This window comes from Cellulomonas sp. P1_C4 (genome assembly GCF_056406355.1).
On sequence record NZ_JBFUAI010000008.1, the window covers coordinates 123,853 to 147,316 of the forward strand.

23 protein-coding genes are annotated in these 23,464 nt (G+C 73.0%); 16 read left to right on the forward strand and 7 right to left on the reverse strand.

Annotated elements, in window-relative coordinates:
- The first annotated feature begins 182 nt into the window (after positions 1–182).
- On the forward strand, positions 183–554 hold the full coding sequence (locus AC1DYZ_RS08315) for a hypothetical protein (protein ID WP_477064727.1): 372 nt from the start codon (positions 183–185) through the stop codon (positions 552–554).
- A 96-nt stretch (positions 555–650) separates the two neighbouring features.
- Positions 651–1,715, forward strand: a complete 1,065-nt coding sequence (locus AC1DYZ_RS08320) for a thermonuclease family protein (RefSeq protein WP_477064728.1) — start codon at positions 651–653, stop codon at positions 1,713–1,715.
- Between the two features lie 10 nt (positions 1,716–1,725).
- On the opposite strand, the gene AC1DYZ_RS08325 is transcribed toward AC1DYZ_RS08320, so the two are convergent.
- The gene (locus AC1DYZ_RS08325; RefSeq protein ID WP_477064729.1) at positions 1,726–3,177 is read right to left on the reverse strand and encodes a helix-turn-helix domain-containing protein; all 1,452 of its coding nucleotides are present in this window, start codon (positions 3,175–3,177) and stop codon (positions 1,726–1,728) included.
- 151 nt (positions 3,178–3,328) lie between these two features.
- Here AC1DYZ_RS08325 and aceA point away from each other — a divergent pair, with 151 nt between their 5' ends.
- Positions 3,329–4,627 carry an isocitrate lyase gene (gene aceA, locus AC1DYZ_RS08330; protein WP_477064730.1) on the forward strand — a complete coding sequence of 433 codons (1,299 nt, stop codon included), beginning with the start codon at positions 3,329–3,331 and terminating at the stop codon, positions 4,625–4,627.
- 13 nt (positions 4,628–4,640) lie between these two features.
- Positions 4,641–6,290: a malate synthase A gene (gene aceB / locus AC1DYZ_RS08335; protein ID WP_477064731.1), complete on the forward strand. Its 1,650-nt coding sequence runs from the start codon at positions 4,641–4,643 to the stop codon at positions 6,288–6,290.
- Between the two features lie 79 nt (positions 6,291–6,369).
- Here the strand turns inward: aceB and AC1DYZ_RS08340 are convergent, their stop codons facing one another.
- Complete coding sequence (locus AC1DYZ_RS08340; RefSeq protein WP_477064732.1) at positions 6,370–7,137, reverse strand: VOC family protein; 768 nt, start codon at positions 7,135–7,137, stop codon at positions 6,370–6,372.
- 332 nt (positions 7,138–7,469) lie between these two features.
- Between AC1DYZ_RS08340 and map the strand changes: the two genes are divergently transcribed.
- Positions 7,470–8,234, forward strand: coding sequence for a type I methionyl aminopeptidase (gene map / locus AC1DYZ_RS08345; protein ID WP_477064733.1), 765 nt, complete (start codon positions 7,470–7,472; stop codon positions 8,232–8,234).
- Between the two features lie 213 nt (positions 8,235–8,447).
- Positions 8,448–9,965, forward strand: a complete 1,518-nt coding sequence (locus tag AC1DYZ_RS08350) for a CoA-acylating methylmalonate-semialdehyde dehydrogenase (RefSeq protein WP_477064734.1) — start codon at positions 8,448–8,450, stop codon at positions 9,963–9,965.
- Positions 9,966–10,026: 61 nt separating this feature from the next.
- On the opposite strand, the gene AC1DYZ_RS08355 is transcribed toward AC1DYZ_RS08350, so the two are convergent.
- The 4 genes from AC1DYZ_RS08355 to AC1DYZ_RS08370 form a co-directional block, all read right to left on the reverse strand.
- Positions 10,027–10,845, reverse strand: a complete 819-nt coding sequence (locus AC1DYZ_RS08355) for an ABC transporter permease (RefSeq protein WP_477064735.1) — start codon at positions 10,843–10,845, stop codon at positions 10,027–10,029.
- Entirely contained in the window at positions 10,842–11,849 is a 1,008-nt protein-coding gene (locus AC1DYZ_RS08360; protein WP_477064736.1) for an ABC transporter ATP-binding protein, read from the reverse strand. Before AC1DYZ_RS08360 ends, AC1DYZ_RS08355 begins: the two co-directional genes overlap by 4 nt.
- 163 nt (positions 11,850–12,012) lie before the next feature.
- A complete protein-coding gene (locus AC1DYZ_RS08365; RefSeq protein ID WP_477064737.1) occupies positions 12,013–12,675 on the reverse strand; it encodes a PadR family transcriptional regulator in 663 nt (220 codons plus the stop codon).
- A gap of 123 nt (positions 12,676–12,798) precedes the next feature.
- Positions 12,799–13,725, reverse strand: a complete 927-nt coding sequence (locus AC1DYZ_RS08370; RefSeq protein ID WP_477064738.1) for an NADP-dependent oxidoreductase — start codon at positions 13,723–13,725, stop codon at positions 12,799–12,801.
- A gap of 146 nt (positions 13,726–13,871) precedes the next feature.
- On the opposite strand from AC1DYZ_RS08370, the gene AC1DYZ_RS08375 reads away from it, so the two are divergent.
- From AC1DYZ_RS08375 to AC1DYZ_RS08385, 3 genes are read left to right on the forward strand one after another with little or no spacing between them, the layout of a single operon-like run.
- Positions 13,872–16,271 carry an esterase-like activity of phytase family protein gene (locus AC1DYZ_RS08375; RefSeq protein ID WP_477064739.1) on the forward strand — a complete coding sequence of 800 codons (2,400 nt, stop codon included), beginning with the start codon at positions 13,872–13,874 and terminating at the stop codon, positions 16,269–16,271.
- A 52-nt stretch (positions 16,272–16,323) separates the two neighbouring features.
- Positions 16,324–16,794, forward strand: a complete 471-nt coding sequence (locus AC1DYZ_RS08380; protein WP_477064773.1) for a low molecular weight protein-tyrosine-phosphatase — start codon at positions 16,324–16,326, stop codon at positions 16,792–16,794.
- 7 nt (positions 16,795–16,801) lie between these two features.
- Positions 16,802–17,284, forward strand: coding sequence for a glutathione peroxidase (locus AC1DYZ_RS08385; protein WP_477064740.1), 483 nt, complete (start codon positions 16,802–16,804; stop codon positions 17,282–17,284).
- Here the strand turns inward: AC1DYZ_RS08385 and AC1DYZ_RS08390 are convergent.
- Complete coding sequence (locus AC1DYZ_RS08390) at positions 17,281–18,276, reverse strand: magnesium and cobalt transport protein CorA (RefSeq protein WP_477064741.1); 996 nt, start codon at positions 18,274–18,276, stop codon at positions 17,281–17,283. The genes AC1DYZ_RS08385 and AC1DYZ_RS08390 overlap by 4 nt on opposite strands.
- Before the next feature lie 116 nt (positions 18,277–18,392).
- Between AC1DYZ_RS08390 and AC1DYZ_RS08395 the strand changes: the two genes are divergently transcribed.
- From AC1DYZ_RS08395 to AC1DYZ_RS08425, 7 genes are read left to right on the forward strand one after another with little or no spacing between them, the layout of a single operon-like run.
- A complete protein-coding gene (locus tag AC1DYZ_RS08395) occupies positions 18,393–19,571 on the forward strand; it encodes a pyridoxal phosphate-dependent aminotransferase (RefSeq protein ID WP_477064742.1) in 1,179 nt (392 codons plus the stop codon).
- A 16-nt stretch (positions 19,572–19,587) separates the two neighbouring features.
- Positions 19,588–20,706 (forward strand): molybdopterin-synthase adenylyltransferase MoeB, encoded by a 1,119-nt coding sequence (gene moeB / locus AC1DYZ_RS08400; protein ID WP_477064774.1) that lies wholly within the window; start codon positions 19,588–19,590, stop codon positions 20,704–20,706.
- 2 nt (positions 20,707–20,708) lie between these two features.
- Positions 20,709–21,911 carry a molybdopterin molybdotransferase MoeA gene (locus tag AC1DYZ_RS08405; protein WP_477064743.1) on the forward strand — a complete coding sequence of 401 codons (1,203 nt, stop codon included), beginning with the start codon at positions 20,709–20,711 and terminating at the stop codon, positions 21,909–21,911.
- Positions 21,908–22,384: a cyclic pyranopterin monophosphate synthase MoaC gene (moaC, locus tag AC1DYZ_RS08410; RefSeq protein WP_477064744.1), complete on the forward strand. Its 477-nt coding sequence runs from the start codon at positions 21,908–21,910 to the stop codon at positions 22,382–22,384. Before AC1DYZ_RS08405 ends, moaC begins: the two co-directional genes overlap by 4 nt.
- Complete coding sequence (gene mobA, locus AC1DYZ_RS08415; RefSeq protein WP_477064745.1) at positions 22,381–22,974, forward strand: molybdenum cofactor guanylyltransferase; 594 nt, start codon at positions 22,381–22,383, stop codon at positions 22,972–22,974. Before moaC ends, mobA begins: the two co-directional genes overlap by 4 nt.
- Entirely contained in the window at positions 22,971–23,231 is a 261-nt protein-coding gene (locus AC1DYZ_RS08420) for a DUF6457 domain-containing protein (RefSeq protein ID WP_477064746.1), read from the forward strand. Before mobA ends, AC1DYZ_RS08420 begins: the two co-directional genes overlap by 4 nt.
- A complete protein-coding gene (locus AC1DYZ_RS08425; protein ID WP_477064747.1) occupies positions 23,228–23,464 on the forward strand; it encodes a MoaD/ThiS family protein in 237 nt (78 codons plus the stop codon). The genes AC1DYZ_RS08420 and AC1DYZ_RS08425 overlap by 4 nt, the downstream gene beginning before the upstream one ends.

Consider the following 23,464-nt stretch of genomic DNA (forward strand, 5'->3'; position numbering starts at 1 on the left):
CGTCCGGCACGCTACCGGCTTCGCACGGTCCGCACGCGGCGGGCGAGGAAGGCAGTCGGTCGTGACTAGGGTCCGCACACGCCGTCTCTGGGACTTCGGCCCTCCGCGGCGGCCGTTCGGGTCCGCCATGCTGGAAAAAGACGCGAGGTGCGCCGGACAGAAATCACACTCGGAGGTTCAGCATGGGCACGGCGCACGACGCGCTGCTTGACGTCGGCCTGGTCAACTCCTGGCACCTGGTCGCCAGGGCCAAGGCCGCCGGTGTGGGTGCCGGCGTCTACCTCGCCCATCGCACCAAGGCCGCCGCCCGCGACTGGCGCGTGTCGGGCTGGACCGTCGCGGACGTCTCGCACGTGTCGAAGGCCCGACGGTTCCCCGTCGAGGACGCCGCGGATCAGGACGAGATGCTCCTCGACGCGATCACGTGGGCCAACGCCCGGTACGGCACGACGGTGTGGGCGACGATCCCCGGGCTCCCGGGTGACCTCTTCCCGGCCGAGGTCGCGCAATGGGCGGCGGAGCGCATCGGCGTCGATTCGACCGCGGCGGCGTAGCTCGACTCGCCGCTGTGGCGCGGATGCGGTGCCCCGGAGCAACTATTCACCCGGGCTTTCGATCGGCCCGGCGCGCCACGGCGCCGATGTCAGGAGATGCGCTCTCTCAGCCTGCCTCCGCGTCCGCTCACGATCGCCGCGCTCGGCCTCGTCCTCGCGGTGGGCCTGACCGGGTGCGGAGCCGGCGCCGAGCCGCACGCGAAGTCCAGCGCGGACCCGTCCACCGCGACCGTCGTCGGTGTCGTCGACGGGCACACCGTCGACGTGGTGCAGGGCGACGAGGCACTCACTGTCCGGCTGGCCGGGCTCGAGTCGCCGGCACCGGACGAGTGCCTGGGCGCTGAGTCCGCGGCCGCCCTGTCCGACCTCCTGCCGCCCGGTACCGAGGTGCGTCTCGAGACGGGCGACGCCGCGGGCGCCGACGGGGTCGCCGCCGCGGTGTATGCGGGTGACGTGCTGGTCAACGCCGAGCTCGCGCGACTCGGGCTGAGCTTCGCGGTCGACGAGACGGCGGGGGCGATCGCCAAGCAGGTCGGCAAGGCGCAGGAGGAAGCAGTCTCGGGCGCCGTCGGGCTGTTCGGTGCGGACGCGGAGTGCACCGTCCCCGCGCAGGTCGCCGCCCTGGAGAAGGCCGGCTCGGAGGCGGCCGACGCGGCCGGCGCGCTGGCCGCGGGTGTCGGTGTCGACGAGGTCGACCGACGCGGGGCGGCCGTCACGGCAGCGGTCGCGGCGGGCACGGCGCTGGCGTCCCTGCTCGACGGAGACACGGCGGCGCGGTACCCCGCGCCCGTGGCCTCTGACCTGCGCGACCGCACGGTCGCGGTCAACGAGCGCCTCGTCGGCGCGTCCTCGACGGTCCAGCAGGTGCGGGCCTCGGAGGAGCAGCGCGTCGCGGCCGAGGCCGCTGCGGCTCAGGCGGCGGCCGACGAGGCAGCGCGCCAGGCTCAGGCTGCGGCCGATGCCGAGGCCGCGCGCGTCGCAGCAGCAGCGGCGGCGGCTGCCGCAGCCGAGGTCGAGGCACCGGCGGCGCCCTCGGGTGGGTCGGCCTACTACGCGAACTGCACCGCCGTGCGGGCCGCCGGCGCGGACCCGATCCACGTGGGTGAGCCCGGCTACAGCCGCAAGCTGGACCGCGACGGTGACGGGATCGCGTGCGAGTAGTGGCTGCCGTTCACGCTTGCGGCGCGTGCCGGTCCAGGAACCGGTAGACCTCGGTCGTGTCCACGCCGGGGAACACCCCGACGGGGAGCGCCGCGAGCATGGATGCGTGCGGGCGGGCGCTCGGCCATGACTTGTCTGACCAACGCTCGGCGAGGTCGGTCGGGGGTTGCCGGCAGCACATCGGGTCAGGGCACTTCGACGCCGCCCGCTCGGTGGTCTCGCGGCCGCGGAACCACCGGACGTGCGCGAACGGCACGCCGACGGAAACGGAGAACGCGCCCTGCGACGACGGCTGCACGCGGGACGTGCACCAGTACGTGCCGGACGACGTGTCGGTGTACTGGTAGTACGGGGTGAACCGGTCGGGCAGCGTGAACACGACGCGGGCGGTCCACTGCCGGCAGACGGGCTGGCCCTCGATGGCACCCAGCGCGTCCGCGGGGAACTTCACGCCATCGTTCTCGTAGGCCTTGTGGAGCGTGCCGCCCTCGTGGACCTTCATGAAGTGCACGGGGATGCCGAGGTGGCGGGTCGCCAGGTTGGTGAACCGGTGCGCGGCGGTCTCGTAGGGCACGGCGAAGGCGTCGCGAAGGTCCTCGACCGACAGCCGGCGCTCGGCCTTCGCCTCCTGCAGGAACGGCACGGCGCCGTCTTCCGGGAGCATCAGCGCCGCGGCGAGGTAGTTCGCCTCGACGCGCTGGCGCAGGAAGTCGCCGTAGTCCTTGGGCTCGGCGTGGCCGAGGACGTGGCTGGCGATGGCCTGCAGCAGCGGTGATCGGGCGTCGCTGGTGCCGGGGTTGCCCTGCGGCAGGTAGATGCGGCCGTTGGCCAGGTCGGTGACGGACCGGGTCGAGTGCGGCAGGTCCGGGACGTAGTGCAGGGCGAAGCCCAGGTGCGCGGCGATGTCCGCCGTGGCGCGCTGCGAGAGGGGGCCACCCGGGTGGTCGATCGCGGCGAGCAGCGTGCGCGCGTGGGCCTCGAGCTCGGGGAAGTAGTTGTCCTGCGCGCGCATCCGGATCCGCAGCTCGGCGTTGGCGCGCCGGGCCTCCTCGGGCGTCGCCGCGTTCTCCGTCAGCAGGCGCTGGATCTCGGCCTGCAGACGGACCAGCGCCTCGAGGGCGTCGGCAGGCAGCGACCGCCCGACCTTGACCGGTGAGACGCCGAGCGACGCGAACAGCGGACCGCGCTGCGCCCGCTCAAGCTCGACCTCCAGGGCCGCACGCCGGGTGGGTGGCTCGGTGCGCAGAAGCTCGGACAGCGGCACGTCGAGCGCCTCGGCCACCTGCGCGAGCAGCGAGAGCTTGGGCTCCCGGTGACCGTTCTCCAGCATCGAGACCTGCGAGGGCGCGCGGCCGATGGCCGTGCCGAGGTCGTCGAGCGTCATGTTCCGGCCCGTGCGCAGGTGCCGGATCCGTCGTCCCAGCACCAGCGTGTCCAGGCCGCCGTTGGCCGTCGTCGTCATGCCGTTCACCCTCGCTCGGCGCCCTCGCTTCTGTCCAGGAGAAGGAATGCGGATCTTCTGCGGCCCTGGGCCGGAAAGAACTACCGAACACCGAGGAAAGTCGAGGTCAGGCCGCAGGGCCGAGAAGAACGCGCCAATGACGGAGGACACCATGAGCACCACCAGGCACGGCGACCATACGCAGACCGCGGCCGAGCTCGCGGCGAGCTGGGACCTCGACCCGCGCTGGGCCGGCATCCGCCGCTCCCACTCGGCCGAGGACGTCGTCGCCCTCCGCGGCTCGGTCCGGGAGGAGAGCACGCTCGCCCGCAGGGGGGCCGAGCGGCTCTGGGAGCTGCTGCACTCCCGCACGCTCCTGCCGGCGCTGGKCGCGCTGACCGGCAACCAGGCCGTGCAGCAGGTCCGCGCGGGGCTCGAGGCCATCTACCTGTCCGGCTGGCAGGTGGCCGCCGACGCCAACCTGTCCGGCCAGACCTACCCGGACCAGTCGCTGTACCCGGCCAACTCGGTGCCGTCCGTCGTGCGTCGGATCAACAACGCGCTGCTGCGTGCCGACCAGATCGAGTTCGCCGAGAACGGCCGGCGTACCCGCGAGTGGCTCGCGCCGATCGTCGCCGACGCCGAGGCGGGCTTCGGCGGCCCCCTCAACGCCTACGAGCTCATGCACTCGATGATCTCCGCCGGCGCGGCGGGCGTGCACTGGGAGGACCAGCTCGCGGCGGAGAAGAAGTGCGGTCACCTGGGCGGCAAGGTGCTGGTGCCGACGTCGCAGCACGTGCGGACGCTGTCTGCGGCGCGGCTCGCGGCCGACGTCGCGGGGGTGCCGACGGTCATCGTCGCCCGCACCGACGCCCTGGGCGCGGACCTGCTGACGTCCGACGTCGACTCCCGGGACGAGCCGTTCCTCACCGGGGAGCGCACGGCGGAGGGCTACTACCGCGTGCGCTCTGGCCTCGACCCGGTCGTGGCGCGCGCCGAGGCGTACGCGCCGCACTCCGACCTCCTCTGGGTGGAGACGTCGACGCCCGACGCCGCGCTGGCCATCGAGTTCGCCGAGCGGATCCACGACCGGTTCCCCGGCAAGCTCCTGGCCTACAACTGCTCGCCGTCGTTCCACTGGCGCTCGCAGCTGGACGACCTGCAGATCGCGCGCTTCCAGCGAGAGCTGGCGGGCCACGGGTACGTCTTCCAGTTCATCACCCTGGCCGGGTTCCACGCCCTGAACCACTCGATGTTCTCGCTCGCCCGCGGCTACGCCGAGCGCGGCATGAGCGCCTACGTCGAGCTGCAGGAGGCCGAGATCGCCTCCGAGTCCGACGGCTACACCGCCACGCGCCACCAGCGCGAGGTCGGCACCGGCTACTTCGACCGCGTCGCCACCGCGATCAGTCCGCAGAGCGCCACCCTCGCGCTCGCCGGCTCGACGGAAACCGCCCAGTTCACCCACTGACCTGTTCAGGAGCATGACCATGACCATCACCATCCCCCCGCCGCTGATCCGACCTCACCTGTCGCTGAGCGGGCCCACCGTCGCCGGGTCCGACCAGATCCTCACGTCCGAGGCGGTCGACTTCCTCGCCGACCTGCACGTCCGGTTCTCCGGCCGACGCCACGACCTCCTGCTGGGCCGCCAGCACCGCCGGACCCGGTTCAGCAACGGCGCCGACCCCGACTTCCTGCCGCTGACCGCGGGCATCCGGGCCGATCCGGGCTGGCGCGTGGCGGGCCCGGGCCCGGGCCTGGAGGACCGCCGCGTCGAGATCACCGGCCCGACCGACCGCAAGATGACGGTCAACGCGCTGAACAGCGGCGCGAAGGTCTGGCTGGCGGACATGGAGGACGCCACGAGCCCGACCTGGGCCAACGTCATCGGCGGGCAGCACTCGCTGTTCGACGCCGTCCGCGGGCAGATCGACTTCACGTCGCCCGAGGGCAAGGAGTACCGCGTCGGTGCGACCACGCCGACGATCGTCTTCCGACCCCGCGGCTGGCACCTGACCGAGAAGCACCTCGAGTTCACGGACCGCGCGGGTCAGGTCTGCGCGGCGTCGGCGAGCCTGGTCGACGCCGGGCTGTACCTGTTCCACAACGCGCAGGCGCTGATCGACTCCGGCCACGGGCCGTACCTCTACCTGCCCAAGCTCGAGGGGCACCTGGAGGCGCGGCTGTGGGACGAGGTGTTCCGGTTCACCGAGACGTACCTCGGCCTGCGCCACGGCACCATCCGCGCGACGGTCCTCATCGAGACCATCACGGCCGCCTTCGAGATGGAGGAGATCCTCTACGAGCTGCGGGACCACTGCGCGGGCCTGAACGCCGGGCGCTGGGACTACATCTTCAGCGTCATCAAGAACTTCCGCGCTCGCGGACCGCGGTTCGTCCTGCCCGACCGGGCCAGCGTGACGATGACGGTCCCGTTCATGAGGGCGTACACCGAGCTGCTCGTCGCCACCTGCCACAAGCGCGGCGCGCAGGCCATCGGCGGCATGAGCGCGTTCATCCCCGACCGTCGCGACCCCGAGGTCGCCGCCGCAGCTCTCGCACAGGTGCGCGCGGACAAGGAGAGGGAGGCGGGTCAGGGGTACGACGGCACGTGGGTGGCCCACCCCGACCTCGTCCCGGTGGCGCGCGCGGTGTTCGACGAGGCGCTGGGCGACCGGGTCGACCAGCGTCATCGCCTCCGGTCGGACGTGCACGTCACCGCCGCGGACCTGTTGGACATCCCCTCGGCGGGCGGCGGTGAGCCGGGGGCCGTCACCGACGCCGGGCTGCGCGGGAACGTCTCGGTGGGCGTCCGATACCTCGAGGCGTGGCTGCGGGGCATCGGCGCGGTCGCCATCGACCACCTGATGGAGGACGCGGCGACGGCCGAGATCTCGCGGTCCCAGGTGTGGCAGTGGGTGCACCAGGAGGTGGTCACGGCCGAGGGCACGCGGATCGACGCGACTCGGGTCGAGCAGGTGCTGAAGGAGGTCCTGGCCGAGCTCCCGCGCAGCGACGGAGACCGGTACGACGACGCGGCCGACCTGTTCCGGCAGGTCGCGCTGGCCGAGGACTTCCCGACGTTCCTCACCGTGCCCGCGTACACGCAGTTTCTCGTCGCGCACGAGTGACGGGTGCGGCCCCGGGTCTACGGGACCCGGGGCCGTCCCGGCTGTCGCACGCCCGAATCCTGCTGTCTGATGAGGCCGCTCAGGTCTCGAACAGGCAGAACGGGTGCCCGGCGGGGTCCAGGAGCACCCGGACCTCCTCCTGCGGCTGGAACCCGGCGAGCGTGGCACCCGTGGCCAGCGCGTGCGCGACGCCCCCGGTCAGGTCGTTCACCCAGATGTCGAGGTGCTCCATCATCCGCTGGTGGTCGGTCGTCGCGGGCCAGACCGGGGGCTCGTAGAGCGGGTCGGAGCTGAACGCCACGCCCGTCCCGCCGGCCGGCGGCCGCAGCAGCACCCAGCCGGGCTCCTCGCCCATGACCCGCCAGCCGAGCAGCCGGCGGTAGAAGTCGGCCAGCGCGTTGGCGTCGCGCGCCTCGAGCACCGTCGTCGACAAGGCCCAGTCGAGGCCGGCCTGCCGCGTGCTCGGCTCACGGACGGCCGGGCCGTCGAAGATCGTCAGCGGCGACGGATGACTCGGCTCGTAGAGGCCCAGCCAGCCGCCGCTGGGCAACGGGATCCGGGTGACGACGCCCCACGAAGCGGTCCGCGGGGGCTCGAGCGGCCGGACCCCCTTCGTCGCGAGGTCGGCCAGCGTCGAGTCCAGGTCGTCGCACATGAGGTGCAGCGTCGCGCCGTCCGCACTGTCGCCGGGGTGCACCCCGAGCTCGGCCGGCGGGAGCGCGAAGATCAGCCACCCGTCGCCCGAGGTCACGTCCTCGACGGAGGACCACCCGAGCACGTCCCGCAGGAACGCCCGGTCCGCGGGCGGGTCGGAGCTGGCCAGCAGCACGTGCAGCGCGGCGATCATCGCTCCAGCGTCGCCACGTGTTCCCGTGTTCGCCAGCCGGAAAACCCCTTTGCGCGGCCCGGGCGCCGGACGTACGGTCGTCGGACACGGGAAGGAGGTGGTCCAGGACATGTTCGATTCCAGGACGCGTGAGGTGACTGTCCGCTAGTCGCCCGAAAGTACTCGGACGGATTGCCCACAACGATCCGCCCGCAGGCCCACCCGGACCGGCGAGCGAATCCATGGCAGTCACCGCAGCCCGTGGGAGCCGCGACCTCGTCCTTCGCGGCAGGGCCTCCTCGGAGGCCTGGCCCACGGGCTGTTGCCTGCCCATCTCGTGGCAGGGTGGAGCCGTGTCCCTCAAGAACCCCGCTCAGATCAACCAGATGCGCCCCGCCGGCAAGTTCGTCGCGGGCGTGCTGTCGTCCCTGCGTGACGTCGCCCGCGAGGGGATGACCCTCCAGCAGCTGGACACCCACGCGCACCAGATGATCGACGCGGCCGGCGCGCACTCGGTCTACCTCGGCTACCACCCGTCGTTCGGCGCGATGCCCTACCCGGGCGTGCTGTGCACCTCCGTCAACGACGCCGCGCTGCACGGCCTCCCGTCCGACTACGTGCTGGCCGACGGCGACGTGCTGAGCATCGACTTCGCCGCGCAGCTGCAGGGCTGGGTGGCCGACTCCGCGCTGACGTTCCAGATCGGCACGCAGGACCCGGAGGTCGCCAAGCTCATCGAGACCACCGAGCGGGCGCTCGACGCCGGCATCAAGGCAGCCCGGCCCGGCGCCCGGATGGGCGACATCTCGTCGGCGATCGGCACCATCGGACGCGCCGGCGGGTTCGGGATCAATGCCGACTTCGGCGGCCACGGCGTCGGCCGGACCATGCACGAGGACCCGCACGTGCCCAACCTCGGGCGCCCCGGCACGGGCCTCAAGCTCAAGGCGGGCCTGGTCATCGCCATCGAGCCGTGGTTCATGGCGGGTGGCGACGAGTACACGATCGACCCGGACGGCTGGACCATCCGTACCGGCGACGGCTCGCTGGCCGCGCACGCGGAGCACACGGTCGCGATCACCGCGGACGGCCCGCTGGTCCTCACGGCCCGCGACTGACCACCTCGCAACGTCCGAGCAGATGTAGCCCCAGACCTCCATCTGCTCGGACGTCCGCGGATTCGTGCGTCCCGACGACCGAATGTGCGGACGTGCGGCATCCACGTGCGTCCCAGCGACCAGATGTGCGGACGTTGCCGGCTGTTCTTGACGGCGGACTTAGATTGGCCGGGTCCGGCAACGCCGTCGGATCCGGCACGAAAGAGGGCTCTGATGTCCGCGCTCGTCGATACCGTCCCGCTCATCGGCCACGTCGTCGGGGGTCAGGTGACCACCCCCGACGGTTCGAGGACCCAGGACGTGCTCAACCCCGCGACCGGTGAGGTGTCGGGTCGGCTGCTACTGGCCGAGCAGGCCGACGTCGACGCCGTCGTGGCGGGCGCCGTCGCCGCCGCGGAGAGCTGGGGGCAGGAGCCCATCGGCAAGCGGGCCGGCGTGCTGTTCGCGTTCCGCGAGCAGCTGGTCGCGCACACCGACGAGCTCGCCGCGCTGATCACCGCCGAGCACGGCAAGGTCATCGCCGACTCCCTGGGCGAGGTCGGCCGCGGACTCGAGGTCGTCGAGTTCGCGTGCGGCATCCCGTCGCTGCTCAAGGGCGAGTACACGGACCAGGCGGCGACGGGTGTCGACGTCTTCTCGTTCCGCGAGCCGCTGGGCGTGGTCGCGGGCATCACGCCGTTCAACTTCCCCGCGATGGTGCCGCTGTGGATGGCGCCGATGGCCATCGCGACCGGCAACGCTTTCGTGCTCAAGCCGTCCGAGCGGGACCCGTCGTCGTCGCTGCTGCTGGCGCGGCTGTGGAAGGCCGCCGGCCTGCCGGACGGCGTCTTCTCGGTGCTGCAGGGCGACAAGGTCGCGGTCGACGGGCTGCTCACACACCCCGACATCGCCGCGGTGTCGTTCGTCGGCTCAACCCGAGTCGCGCAGCACGTGCACGCGACCGCGACCGCGCACGGCAAGCGGGTCCAGGCCCTCGGGGGCGCCAAGAACCACGCGGTCGTGCTGGCCGACGCCGACCTCGACCTCGCCGCGACGCACCTCACAGGTGCCGCATTCGGCGCAGCGGGCGAGCGGTGCATGGCCATCTCGGTCGCCGTGGTCGTCGACGAGGTGGCCGACGCCCTGCTCGAGCGCCTCACGGCGGCCGCGGAGAAGGTCCGGGTCGCACCGGGCAACGACCCCGACTCCGACATGGGCCCGGTCATCACCAAGGCCTCGCAGCTGCGGATCGAGGAGATCGTCACCGACGCCGTCGAGAGCGGTGCGTCGGCGCTCGTCGACGGCCGCGGGCACGTGGTCGCCGGGCACGAGGGTGGGTTCTTCGTCGGCCCCACGGTCCTCGACGGCGTCACCACCGACATGCGCGCCTACGTCGAGGAGATCTTCGGGCCGGTGCTCGTCGTGCTCCGTGTCGCCGACCTGGCCGAGGCGATCGCGGTGGTCAACGCCAACCCGTACGGCAACGGCACGGCGCTGTTCACGTCGTCCGGCGACGCCGCCCGCACGTTCCAGCGGGCCGTGAAGGTCGGCATGATCGGCATCAACGTCCCGATCCCGGTGCCGGTCGGCTGGCACTCGTTCGGCGGCTGGAAGGACTCGCTGTTCGGCGAGAGCCACATCTACGGCCCCGAGGCGGTCCGCTTCTACACGCGCGCCAAGGTGGTCACCAGCCGCTGGCCGAGCAGCCCGGCCACGGCCAAGTTCCACTTCGGCCGCACGACGTCGCACTGACCCACCGCAACGTCCGAGCAGATGAGGGCCCTGGCCTTCATCTGCTCGGACGTTGCGAGTTCTACAGGGAGCGCTGGTACGTGCGCATCGCGCGGACCGACCACCACGCGACCAGCGCCGCGAGGGCCAGCAGCAGGGCGCCGCGGGTGGCCACCACCGACCAGTCGACCGCGTCCGACATCGCCGTGCGGGCGATCTCCGTGGCCCACGTCAGCGGGTTGTAGCGCGCCGCGGCCTGCACCCACTGGGGCAGCAGCGCCGCGGGCATGAGCGCGGTCGAGATGAACGTCGCCGGCAGCACGATGATGGTCGAGATCCCGATCAGCGCGGTCTGGTCGCGGGCCAGCAGCGCGACGGCCGCCGACAGCGAGCAGAACGCGGCCGCGAGCAGCAGCGACGCTCCGATGGCGAGGGCCATGCCACCGGCGCCGCCGGCGTAGTGCGCCCCCGCGAGGGCACCGATCCCGATGACGCAGATGCCCTGGACGACACAGATGAGCAGCTGCTGCACCAGCTGCCCGGCCACCAGCGACGACCGCGAGACCGGCGACGTGAGCATCCGGTCCATGACGCCGCTGTTGATGTCGTCGATGAACCCGGTGCCCGCCCAGGCGCCCGAGTACAGGACGGTCATCATGAGGATGCCCGGGACCAGGAACGTCATGTAGTCCTCGCCCCCGAAGCCGGGCACCGAGCCGACCGACGAGAAGACGTTCCCGAACAGGACCAGCCAGATGACCGGCTGGATGATCGCGACGCCGAGGCCCCACGGCTGGCGCAGCGAGTCGACGGTCCAGCGGCGCGTGACCTCGGCGGTCTGCGTGACCCAGGACGCGCGGGTCGGAGCCGTGACCGGACGGGTGAGGGTGAGCGTGCTCATCGGACGGCCTCCTTCGAGGCGACGTCGGCGGAGGTCCACGAGCGGCCGGCATGCCGCAGGTAGACGTCGTCGAGCGTGGGACGCGAGACGGCGACGGCCCCGTGCCGCACGCCGGCCGCCTGCAGGGCGGCGATGACGGTGCCGACGATGGCCGGGCCATCCACCGTCCGCGCCACGAGCCGGCCCGTCGGCCCCTCGACGTGCACGACGACGTCGCGCAGGGCGGTGACGGTCGCGACCGCCGACCGCACGGCCGGCTCCACCGGCTCGACCAGGTCCACCGTGAGCGTGTCCCCCTCGAGCGTGGCCTTGAGCGACTCCGGCGACCCCTCGGCGACCACGCGGCCGCGGTCGACGATGGTGAGCCCGTCGGCCAGGCGGTCGGCCTCCTCGAGGTAGTGCGTGGTGAGGACGACGGTGAGCGAGTCCTCCCCGGCCAGCCTGCGGATCTCCTCCCACATCGCCGCGCGCGCCTCCGGGTCGAGGCCTGTGGTCGGCTCGTCGAGGAACAGGACCTGCAGGGTGCCGACTAGGCCGAGCGCGACGTCGAGCTTGCGCCGGGTGCCGCCGGAGAGCTTCCCGGCGCCTCGGTCGGCGGCCTCCGCGAGGCCGAACCGGTCCACCAGCGCGGCGGCCCGGTCGGTGGAGGCGGCGCGCGACAGCCCACGGAGCCGCGCGGCCATCACGAGGTTCTCGCGAGGGCTGAGCAGCGGGTCGGCGCCCGTGCCCTGCGACACGTAGCCGATGCGGCGCCGGACGGCGTCGGAGTCGCGCACGACGTCGTGACCGGCCACGCGGGCGGTGCCGGACGTGGCCCGGGCGAGGGTGGTGAGCACCTTCGTCGTCGTGGACTTGCCGGCGCCGTTGGGGCCGAGCAGCCCGTGCACGGTGCCGCCGGGGATGCTGAGCGTGAGGCCGTCGAGGGCCTGGACGTCGGGTCGGCCGCGGCCGCCCGGGTACCTCTTGACGAGGTCGAGTGCTTCGACCACCGGTGGTGTCGGCATGCTGCCGCCTTCTCTCGGTCGTGCCGTCCGGGGACGGCGAGTGGTCCGACCGAGCTGCCACCTATGCTGATTCGTGCGGCGGATCGCGCAGGTGCCCTCACGGGTCCCGGTCGGTTCGTGGTGGTCGGCCCGGGTGTTCCAGCACCCGGGCCGACCTTCTTCCTTACGGAGGACTCAGATAGGGCGCGAGCGCCTCCGCGAGCGCGTCGGGGTCGAGCCGGCCGTGCTCGGCGGTGCGTTCGTGCAGGTCGCGCCAGAGGGCGACGCCTTCGAACGACCCGTCGGCGATGCTCTCGGTGAGGGTCGCGACGAAGGCGCGCTCGGCGCGGACGATCGCCAGCTCGTAGTCGCTCTCGAGGGAGAAGATGGCCGGCAGCCCCATGGCCCGCGCGTCGGCCAGCGAGGCCTCGATGCCCGCCACCTGCCGGTCGAGCGACGTGAGGCGCAGGCGGAGGAGCCGGACGACGTCGTCGGGGCCCAGCAGCGGCAGGAACGACAGGGCGGCCTCGAACTGCGGGAACTCCTTGACCGGCGTGCGCACCAGGTCGGTGAGCCAGTCGATGGCCTCCGTCGCGCCGGCGTCGGTGATCCGGTACACCGTGCGGGTCGGGCGGTTGCCGTCGCGCTCGGTCGACGCCGCCTCGATGAGGCCGTGCTTCACCAGCGAGTCGACCACCGAGTACAACGACCCGAAGTTGAGCCTCACCGACTCGTCCTTGCGCCGCTCGCGCAGGGTCATCGACATCTCGTACGGGTGCATCGGGCGTTCCCACAGGAGCGCGAGAACGGCGAGGGCCAGCGGGTTGCTGCGGCTGCGCGCTGCCATGGCTTCTCCTCGCGGGTCCGACTCCGAATGTCCGAACCAGAATATATCTCGACTATTACGCGTTTGCCAAGCAGAACGGCCCGCGTCCTGGCGACAGGACGCGGGCCGTTGCGGACGGGCTGGTCAGGCGACGCGGACGACGACCTTGCCGCGGACGTGACCGGTCTGGCTGGCCTCGTGCGCCGCGGCGGTGTCGGCGAGCTCGAACACCTCGGCGACGTCGACGGTCACCGTGCCGGCCTCGATCAGGCCGGTGAGGGCGTCGAGGTCCTCGGTGCTGGGGCGCACCCAGACGTGGTGGCCGCCCAGCTCGTCGCGCGCGGCGGCGTCGACGATCGACGCGACGGTGCCGCCGTCGGCGAGCAGCGCCTTCGTCGTCTCGACCAGGTCGTCGCCGCCGAAGTCGAGGACGACGTCCACGCCGTCGGGCGCGAGGGCGCGGACGCGCTCGACCAGCCCGTCGCCGTAGGTGACCGGCTCGGCGCCCAGGCCCCGCAGGTGCTCGTGGTTGCGCTCGGACGCGGTCCCGATGACGCGGGCGCCGAGGCCCGTGGCGATCTGCACCGCGAACGCGCCCACGCCGCCGGCCGCGGCGTGCACGAGGACGGTCTGGCCCTCGTGGACGCCGGTGCGGCGGATCGCCTGGTACGCGGTGAGGCCGGCGAGCGGGACGGCCGCCGCCTCCTCGAAGCTCAGGTTCGCCGGCTTGCGCGCGAGCGTCCGGACCGGCGCCGCGACGTACTCGGCGAACGTGCCGCCCTGCACCCAGTCGCGGCGGACGTAGCCGTAGACCTCGTCGCCGACGCTCAGCTCAGGGGTGTCCAGGCCGACGCGCTCGACCACGCCGGCGACATCCCAGCCGGGGACCGCGGGGAACGTGACGTCCATGATCGCGTCGAGGTAGCCCGCGCGGACCTTCCAGTCCACGGGGTTGACCGACGCAGCCCGGACGCGCACGAGGACGCTGTCGGGCCCGACCTTGGGGGTCGGCAGGTCGGTGACTTCGAGGACGTCGGGGCCGCCGTAGCGGGAGTAGGTGATGGCTCGCATGCCTCGCACAACCGGGTGGCGGCGGCCGGTGTTTCGTGATCTCCGTCCCAATCGTCATCCATCCGCCTCTCAGCGTTCACCCAGGTGCCGGAATTCGGACACGGGTCCAGGCCACCCTCGACCGACACCGACCGAAGGGGACCTCGATGCTGCACGCCCGCCCGTCCCGCCGCGCCGTCGCGACGCTGACCTGCACCGCTGTGCTCTGCGCGGGCCTGGGCGCGACCGCCGCGGCGGCCGGCCCCAAGCCGAAGCCCCTGCCCGTGTGGACCTCCCCCTCGGCGAACGAGACGTTCCACCGACTCGCCACGTATCCCGTGTACCTCAACCGACCGGCGGGTGCGGCCGCGGCCGACCCGACGGTCGCGGAGATCTCCGCCGTCAGCGAGGACGGCAAGACCTTCATCCACACCGACGCGCTCGCGGGCCGGATCGGCTTCGTCGACATCAGCGACCCCAGCACGCCAACGGGTCTCGGCACGCTCGACCTCGAGGCGGACCTCGGCGTCGGGGCGCACGCCGAACCGACGTCCGTCGCTGTGGTGGGCGGCTACGTGCTCGTCGTCGTCGACACCTCGGAGAGCTTCACGGCACCCAGCGGCGTGCTCGCGGTCGTCGACCTGGCCACCCACGCGCTGGTCCGCACGCTCGACCTGGGCGGCCAGCCCGACTCCATCGCGCTCACGCCCGACCGCGCCCACGCGGCGATCGCCATCGAGAACCAGCGCGACGAGGAGGCCACGCCCGCCGGCGCCAAGAAGGGCGACCTGCCGCAGCTTCCCGCCGGGTTCCTCCAGCTGGTCGACCTGCCGGGCACCGACCCGGCGGCGTGGAGCACGCGAGCGGTGCCGTTCACGGCGGCCGACGGGACCGCGCTGCCGGCGTTCGTCGCGGCCGGCGTCGACACTCCGCAGGACCCCGAGCCCGAGTACGTGGCTGTGGACCCGACGGGCCGGACCGTCGCGGTGACGCTGCAGGAGAACAACGGGGTCGCGCTCGTCGACGTCGCGACCGGTCGCATCACGCGCGTGTTCAGCACGGGAAGCGTGGCCCTGACCGGCATCGACAGCGCGCAGGACGGCGTGATCAACCAGACCGGCTCGATCCCGCTGACCCCGCGCGAGCCCGACGCCGTGGCGTGGCTGGACGAGACGCACCTGGCCACCGCGAACGAGGGCGACTGGAAGGGCGGCACGCGTGGCTGGACCGTCTTCGACACCGAGGGCACGGTCGTGTGGGACGGGGGCGCCGAGCTCGAGCGGCTCGCCGTCCGCACCGGGCTGCACAACGAGTCGCGCGCCGGCAAGAAGGGCGTGGAGATCGAGGGCCTCGCGGTCGCGACGCTCGGCGGGCAGCAGTACGCGTTCGTCGGCTCCGAGCGGTCGAACTTCGTCGCGGTCTACGACGTCGACGACGCCGCTCACCCGCGGTTCGTCCAGGTGCTCGCGACGACCAACGGCCCCGAGGGCATCCTCCCGGTGCCGTCCCGCGACCTGCTGCTGGTGTCCAGCGAGACCGACGACGCGAGCGTGCTGGTCCGCTCGTCGGTCAGCGTGTTCGGCCGCGGCAAGGCGTACGCGAAGCAGGCCGGCACGCCGGAGTTCCCGAGCGTGGTCTCGGCCGACGACGCCGCGGGCAACCCGATCGGGTGGGGCGCGCTCGGCGCGCTGAGCGCCGACCCGACCGACAGCGACCACCTGTGGACCGCGACCGACGCGGCCTACAGCGCGGCGCACATCCTTCGGCTGGACGTGTCTCGCACGCCGGCCGTCATCGACCGTGACGTCGCCGTGACGCAGGGGGGCACGGCGGCGTCGCTGGACATCGAGGGCCTCTCGGCTCGTCGTCAGGGCGGGTTCTGGCTCGGCTCCGAGGGGGCCACCGGGGCCGCGAACGCGCTGGTCAGGACGGACGCGGCCGGCGCGGTGCAGCAGACGGTTCCGCTGCCGGCCGACGTCTCGGCCGGGCTGTCCAAGTGGGGCATCGAGGGGGTGGCCGTGGCGCAGGACACCGCCGGCGAGCACGTCTGGGTCGCCCTGCAGCGCGGCCTGACCACCGACCCGGGCGGGCTCGCGGGCGCTGCGCGGATCGGGCGGTACGACGTGTCGACCGGCGGGTGGGCGTGGTTCGCCTACCCGCTGGGCACCACGACGACCGCCGGGGACTGGCTCGGCCTGTCCGAGATCACGGTCGTGGACCGTGACACCCTCGCGGTGATCGAGCGCGACAAGCTCAACGGGCCCAACGCGTCGGTCAAGGCCGTGTACGCGGTCCAGATCCCCGCCACGGACCCGGCGCCGGGCACGGTCGGCACGCTGACCAAGACGCTGGTCCGCGACGTCGTCCCGGACCTGCGGGCGACCGACGGCTGGACGCAGGAGAAGCTCGAGGGCCTCACCATCGGCGGGGACGGGCAGGTCTACGCCGTGACCGACAACGACGGGCTCAAGGACGCGACGGGCGAGACCGTGCTCCTGCGGCTCGGCGACGCGTCGAAGGTGTTCAAGGCCCAGCTGAAGAACGGCAGCGGCAACAGCAAGCCCTGACAGGTGGCGCCGGGCAGGCGATCATGACGGGGTGTCGAACCCCTACTCCGTCATGGTCGTCTGCACGGGCAACATCTGCCGCTCCCCGATGGCCGAGATCGTGCTGCGCGAGCGGTTCGCCGCCGCGGGCCTGGCCGACCAGGTGGTCGTCGACTCCACGGGCATCAGCGACGAGGAGCGCGACAACCCGGTCGACCGCCGCGCGCGTGCCGTCCTCGAGCGGCACGGCTACCCGACCGGCGACGGTCACCGGGCCCGCCAGGTCGAGCCGGGCGACCAGCGCGACCTGGTCCTGGCGATGACGAACGCGCACGCCCGCGCGCTGCGCCGGCTGGGCGCCGAGCCGGTCCTGTTCCGCACGTTCGACCCGGACGCGGTCGGCGACCTCGACGTCGCGGACCCCTGGTACGGCGGCCCGCGCGACTTCGAGGACTGCCTCGCGCAGATCGAAGCGGCCGCCGACGGCATCGTCGAGCACGTCCGCAACGATCTGGGGAATGCGCGGCGCTTGCAGAACGGTTGACCGAGGCATGTCCCTCAACGAGATCCCGCTTACCACGCTGCACGGCGACGCCACGACGTTCGGCGAGTACGCGGACAAGGTCAAGCTTGTCGTCAACGTCGCCTCGCGGTGCGGCCTGGCCCCGCAGTACGCCAAGCTCGAGGAGCTCCAGAAGACCTACGGCGAGCGCGGGTTCACCGTCCTCGGCTTCCCCAGCAACCAGTTCCTCCAGGAGCTCGGCTCCGAGGAGGCCATCGCCGAGTACTGCTCGACCACGTGGGGCGTGACGTTCCCGATGTTCGAGAAGACCAAGGTCAACGGCCGCCACCAGCACCCGCTCTACGCCGAGCTCACCAAGGCGCCGGACGCCTCGGGTAAGGCCGGTCGCATCACGTGGAACTTCGAGAAGTTCGTCGTCACCCCGGACGGCTCGGTGCACCGATTCCGCCCGACCATTGAGCCGGACGCCGCGGAGATCGTCGAGCTGATCGAGACGTCGCTGCCCGCCTAGAGCCAGAGGTTGCGGCGGAACGCCCGGTAGAGCGCCAGGCAGACGACGCCGATGCCCGCCAGCACCACCCAGAAGCCGAACCGGGTGTGCAGGGCGGGGATGTTGTCGAAGTTCATGCCGTAGAGCCCGGTGATCGCGGTGGGCACCAGCGCGATCGCGGCCCACGCCGAGATCTTGCGCATGTCGGAGTTCTGCTGGACGGTCACGCGGTTCTGCTCGACGGTCACCTGGGCGAGGTCGGCCTGCATGACGCCGGTGAGCAGGGCGTCGGCGGCCTCGATGAGCTCCGCCGCGCGCAGGACGTGGTCCTGGACGTCGCGAAAGTACGGCCGGGAGTACGCGGGGATGCAGGTCACGTCCTCCTCGGCGAGCCGGGTCAACGGCTGCACCAGCGGCACGACGGCCCGGCGGAACTGCTGGAGCTCGCGCTTGAGCTTGTAGATGCGCTCGGCGTGGTCGCTGCCGGGGTCGTCGCCGAACACCTGGTCCTCGATCTCGTCGAGGTCCTCGTCGATCGCCGCCGTGACGTCGAGGTACTGGTCGACGGTCCTGTCCAGGATCCCGTGCAGCACCGCGGGCGGTCCGTGCTGGAGCATCTCGGGGTCGGCCTCGAGCGCGGTGCGGACGAGGGCGGGGATCGTCGTGTCGCCGTGCCGCACGACGATGACGAACCGCTCGCCCAGGAAGATCGACAGCTCGCTGACCTCGACCACCTCGACGTGGTCGACGTAGTGGACGGGCTTGACGACGGCGAACGTGACGCCGCCGTACTTCTCGAGCTTGGGCCGCTGGTGGGACAGGATCGCGTCCTCGATGGCGAGCTCGGGCAGGTCGAACCCCTCGGCGAGCAGGTCGAACTCCTCGGCCGTCGGCGCGTTCAGGCCGATCCAGACGAACCCGTCCTCCTTCTCGGCCTCCCGCAGCGCGAGCCGCACGTCGTCGATCCGGTGGCGTCGCCGGCCGGCGGAGTAGAGGGCGCAGTCCACGATCACGAGTCGAAGGCTAGACCGGGCGGCGCCCCGCCCGGCGCGACAGACCGGCAGCACCGTCGACGCACGCCGACGGCACCCCGGGACGATCCTCGGAGCTGATACGCCACGATGGCCCCATGAAGGTCGCCGCCAGAGCCCACGTCCCGCCGTTCGCCGTGATGGAGATCCTGGCGGCGGCCAACGCGCGCAAGGCCGCCGGCGAGCACGTGCTCAACCTCTGCGCCGGAGAACCGTCGACGGGGGCGTCGGAGGTGGTCCGGCAGCGCGCCATCGACCTGCTCACGGCCGGGGACCTGGGCTACACGGAGTCGATGGGCGCGCCGCCCATGCGTGCGGCGATCGCCCAGCACTACCGCGACTGGTACTCGGTCGACGTCGATCCCCGCCGCGTCGCGGTGACGACGGGCTCGTCCGGCGGCTTTCTCCTGGCGTTTCTCGCGGCGTTCGACGTCGGTGACCGCGTGGCGCTCGCGGTCCCGGGCTATCCGGCGTATGCCAACATCCTGTCCGCGCTCGGCTGCGAGGTCGTGGTGGTCCCGTGCGGCCCGGAGACCCGGTACCAGCCGACCGTCGCGCAGCTCGAGGCGCTGGACCCGCCGGTCGAGGGCCTGGTGATCGCGAGCCCGGCCAATCCGACGGGCACGATGATCGACGCCGCCGAGCTGGCCGCGATCGCCGGCTGGTGCGGCGACCACGGCGTCCGGCTGGTCAGCGACGAGATCTACCACGGCATCACCTACGGCTCCGAGGCGACGGCGACCGCCGCCCACTACCTCGACCGCGGCGCCGTCGTCGTGAACTCGTTCTCCAAGTACTGGGCGATGACGGGCTGGCGGCTCGGCTGGCTGGTGCTGCCCGAGGACCTCGTGGCTCCGATCGGGGCCCTCGCCGGCAACGTCGCCCTCTGCCCGCCGGCGCTCGCGCAGCACGCCGGCGTCGCCGCGTTCAGCCCGGAGGGCTACGCCGCCGCCCGCGCGAACGTCGAGCGCTATGCCGCGGCCCGGGAGCACCTGCTCGCGCGCCTGCCGGAGCTCGGGTGGTCGCGCATCGCCCCCGCCGACGGCGCGTTCTACCTGTATGCCGACGTCTCCGCGAGCGGCCTGGACTCGATCACGTGGTGCGCGCGGCTTCTCGACGAGGCCGGCGTGGCACTGACGCCCGGTACGGACTTCGACCCCGTCGACGGGCACCGCTGGGTGCGGCTGTCGTTCGCGTCGTCGGTCGACGTGGTGCACGAGGCGGTCGACCGGATCGTCGCGTGGCAGCGGAACCTGCAGGCGCCCGCCGCGACGTAGGTTGGTGCTCGTGCCTATGCCCGCCCTGGTCCCGCCCGGACCGCCCCTGACCCCCGCGCAGGTCGCGCGCGGGTCGCGGCACCTCCTGCTCGCCGAGCTCGGGGTCGACGGCCAGCGCCGCCTGCGTAACGCCCGGGTGCTCGTCGTCGGTGCGGGCGGCCTCGGAGCGCCCGTGCTGCAGTACCTCGCGGCGGCGGGCGTCGGCACGATCGGGATCGTCGACGACGACGTGGTCGACGTCAGCAACCTGCAGCGCCAGGTGATCCACCGGACCGCCGACGTGGGCCGCGCGAAGGTAGACAGCGCGCGCGACGCGATCGAGGCGCTCGATCCGGACATCGACGTCGTGGTGCACCGCACGCGGCTGACCAGCGAGAACGTCGAGGAGATCCTGCGCGAGTACGACGTCGTCGTCGACGGCACCGACAACTTCCCCACCCGCTACCTGGTCAACGACGCCTGCGCCCGGCTCGGCCTGCCCGAGGTGTGGGGTTCGGTCCTGCGGTTCGACGCGCAGACCACCGTGTTCTGGGAGGGCCGCGGGCCGCAGCTGCGCGACCTGTTCCCGGAGCCGCCACGCGCCGACGAGGTCCCCTCCTGCGCGGAGGCCGGCGTGCTCGGCGCGCTGTGCGGCCAGATCGGCTCCGTGATGGCCACCGAGGTGGTCAAGCTCCTCACCGGCACGGGTGAGCCCCTGCTCGGCCGTGTGCTCGTCGTCGACGCCCTCCGCGGCCGGTGGACCGAGGTCCCCCTGGTCGCCACCGCCCGGCCCGCAGTATCCCTGGAACTCCCCGACGAACCCGAGGTCCCCGCCATGTCCGACGTCCCCGTCATCACCGCCCCCGAGCTGGTCCAGCGCCTGGCCGCCCGCGAGGCCGGCACCGACGACTTCCTGCTCATCGACGTGCGCGAGCCGTCGGAGTACGCCGAGGCCTCGATCCCCGGCGCCGTGCTGGTGCCGCTGGGCACGGTGTTCGACGGGTCGGCGCTGGCCGACCTCCCGCACGACGTCGAGATCGTCGTGCAGTGCCAGGTGGGCGGCCGATCCCTGACTGCCGCGCGGATCTTGCAGAACGCCGGGTTCGAGGCGTCCAACCTCGAGGGCGGCATCCTCGCCTGGATGGCTGTCCGCTGACGGTGCGCAGCCTCGACGACCACCGCGCGGCCGCGCTCGCGCTCGCAGCGCCGCTCGCCCCGGTCGAGGTGCCGCTCGACGACGCCGACGGGCTGGTGCTGGCCGACGACCTGCGCACCGACGAGCCGCTGCCCCGGTGGGACAACTCGGCGATGGACGGGTATGCGGTCCGGCACGTCGACGTCGTGGACGTCCCCGTCACGCTCCGGGTGGTGGCCGACCTGCCCGCGGGCTCGCCCGACGAGCCGGTGGTCACCGCCGGGACGGCGGCCCGGATCATGACCGGCGCGCCCGTGCCGCCCGGCGCGGACACCATCGTCCCCGTCGAGCTCACCGACGCCGGGACGGTGACCGTGCTGGTGCGGGATGCGCCCGACGCCGGGGTGCACCTGCGCCGTGCCGGCGAGGACGCGGTGCCGGGCGACGTCGTGGTGGCGGCCGGCACGCTGCTGGGCCCCGCCGCGATCGCGGCCGTCGCGTCCCTCGGGCACCCGACCGTCCGGGTGCACCGCCGACCCCGCGTCGCCGTGATCTCCACGGGCGACGAGCTGGTCACGCCGGGCAACCCGCTGCGCCGCGGGCAGCTGCCCGACTCGAACTCGTGGCTGCTCGCCTCCGCGGTCCGCGAGGCCGGCGGTGTCGCGCTGCGCCTGGGACCCGTGCCCGACGACGTCACGACCTTGCGGACACTCCTGCAGAGCCTTGACGAGGACTCGTCGGTCGACGCGATCGTCACCTCCGGCGGGGTCAGCGTCGGCGCGTACGACGTGGTGAAGGCCGCGCTCGCCGACGAGCCGTCCGTCGAGTTCGTCGCCGTCGCCGTCCAGCCAGGCAAGCCCCAGGGCCTGGGCCGCCTCCCGGGCGGCACGCCGATCTTCACGCTGCCCGGCAACCCGGTGAGCTCGTTCGCGTCGTTCGAGGTGTTCGTCCGACCCGTGCTCCTCCGGATGCGGGGGCTGGCGCACGTCGAGCGGCCCACGGAGATCGCGATCGCCGACGAGGGCTGGACCACCCCGTCCGGCCGCGCGCAGCTGATGCCGGTGCGCTGGGTGGCGCCCGACCGCGTCGCGCGCGCCACCGCKGGCGGGTCCGGCTCGCACCTGGTCGCCCGCCTGGTCCTGGCCGAGGGGCTCGCCGTGATCCCGGCCGAGATCGACCGGGTCGCCGCCGGCGATCCCGTCACCGTCCTGAGAGTGAGCCCATGACTGACGAGTTCACGCACCTCGACGCCTCGGGGCACGCCCGCATGGTCGACGTCACCGCCAAGCAGCCGACGGTCCGGTCGGCKACCGCGACCGGTCGGGTGGTCTGCGGGCCGGACGTGGTCGCGGCGCTGCGCGACGGCGCGGTGCCCAAGGGCGACGTGCTGGCGGTCGCGCGCATCGCCGGCATCGCGGCCGCCAAGCGGACCCCCGAGCTGCTCCCGCTCGCGCACGTCATCGGCGTGCACGGCGTCGTCGTCGACCTCGAGATCACCGACGACGGCGTGTCCGTCTCCGCCACGGTCCGCACCGCCGACCGCACCGGCGTCGAGATGGAGGCGCTCACCGCGGTTTCGGTCGCGGCGCTCGCGGTCGTCGACATGGTCAAGGGCCTCGACAAGTCCGTGCGGATCACCGACGTGCAGCTCGAGGCGAAGTCGGGCGGCCGCTCGGGCGACTGGCGGCGCGAGGCGTGACCCCCGCCGCCGTCCCGTTCGACGCGGTCGTCCTCGCCGGCGGACGAGGACGACGCCTCGGCGGGAACAAGCCCGAGGTGCGGGTCGGCGGCCGCGCGCTGCTCGACCACGCGCTCGCGGCGGTCGCCTCGGCAGGGCAGATCGTCGTCGTCGGACCCCCGGCCCTCGCCCGCCCCGGCATCCCCACCGTGCTGGAGGACCCGCCCGACGGCGGTCCGGTGGCGGGCCTAGCCGCCGGGCTCGCGTTTCTCGAAACCGACGGCCTCGTCGCGGTGCTGGCCTGCGACGTCCCGCGTGCCGGCTCGGCGCTCCCGGCGCTGCTCGCCGCAGCGTCCGCCGCCGACGTCGACGGTTCCCGGCTGGTCAGCGCCGACGGCCGCCCCCAGCACCTGGTCGCCGTCTACCGTGCCGACGCCCTCGGACGCGCGCTCGCGGCGCTCCAGACGGCCCACGGAGCGGCGATGCACCGGCTCGTGGACGGGCTGCACCTGGTCGACGTCCCGGACCCGGCCGACGCCGCGGCCGACGCGGACACCTGGGCGGACGTCGAGCGCCTCGACGCGGAGCTCGGTGACAGGATCGGACCATGACCGACGACCCCCGCCGCGCCCCGGGCGCAGACCTGCCGGAGTGGATCGACCAGATCACCACCGCGTTCGGCGTCGAGCGCGAGCTCGTCGACATCGACCGCCTGCTCGAGGTGGCGTCCGACGTCGCGCACCAGGTGGCCCGGCCGGCCGTGCCGGTGACGATGTTCGTCGCCGGCCTGGCGGCCGCGAGCTCCAACCCGTCCGACGTCCTGGCCTGGATCGAGGCCCGCGCGCAGGCATGGACCGCCGACTCGTGATCACCGTCCGCTACTTCGCCGCCGCGGCGGAGGCCGCCGGGGTCGACACCGAGCAGCTGCCCGCGGGCTCGGCCGCGCAGGTCAGGGCCGCGATGGTGGCCGGGCATGGCGCGGCGCTGGAGCGCGTGCTCGGCCGGTGCGCGCTGCTCGCGGACGGGACGAGGGTCGAGGGCGACGACACGGTCGCTGCCGGCGCGACCCTCGACGTGCTGCCGCCCTTCGCGGGCGGCTGA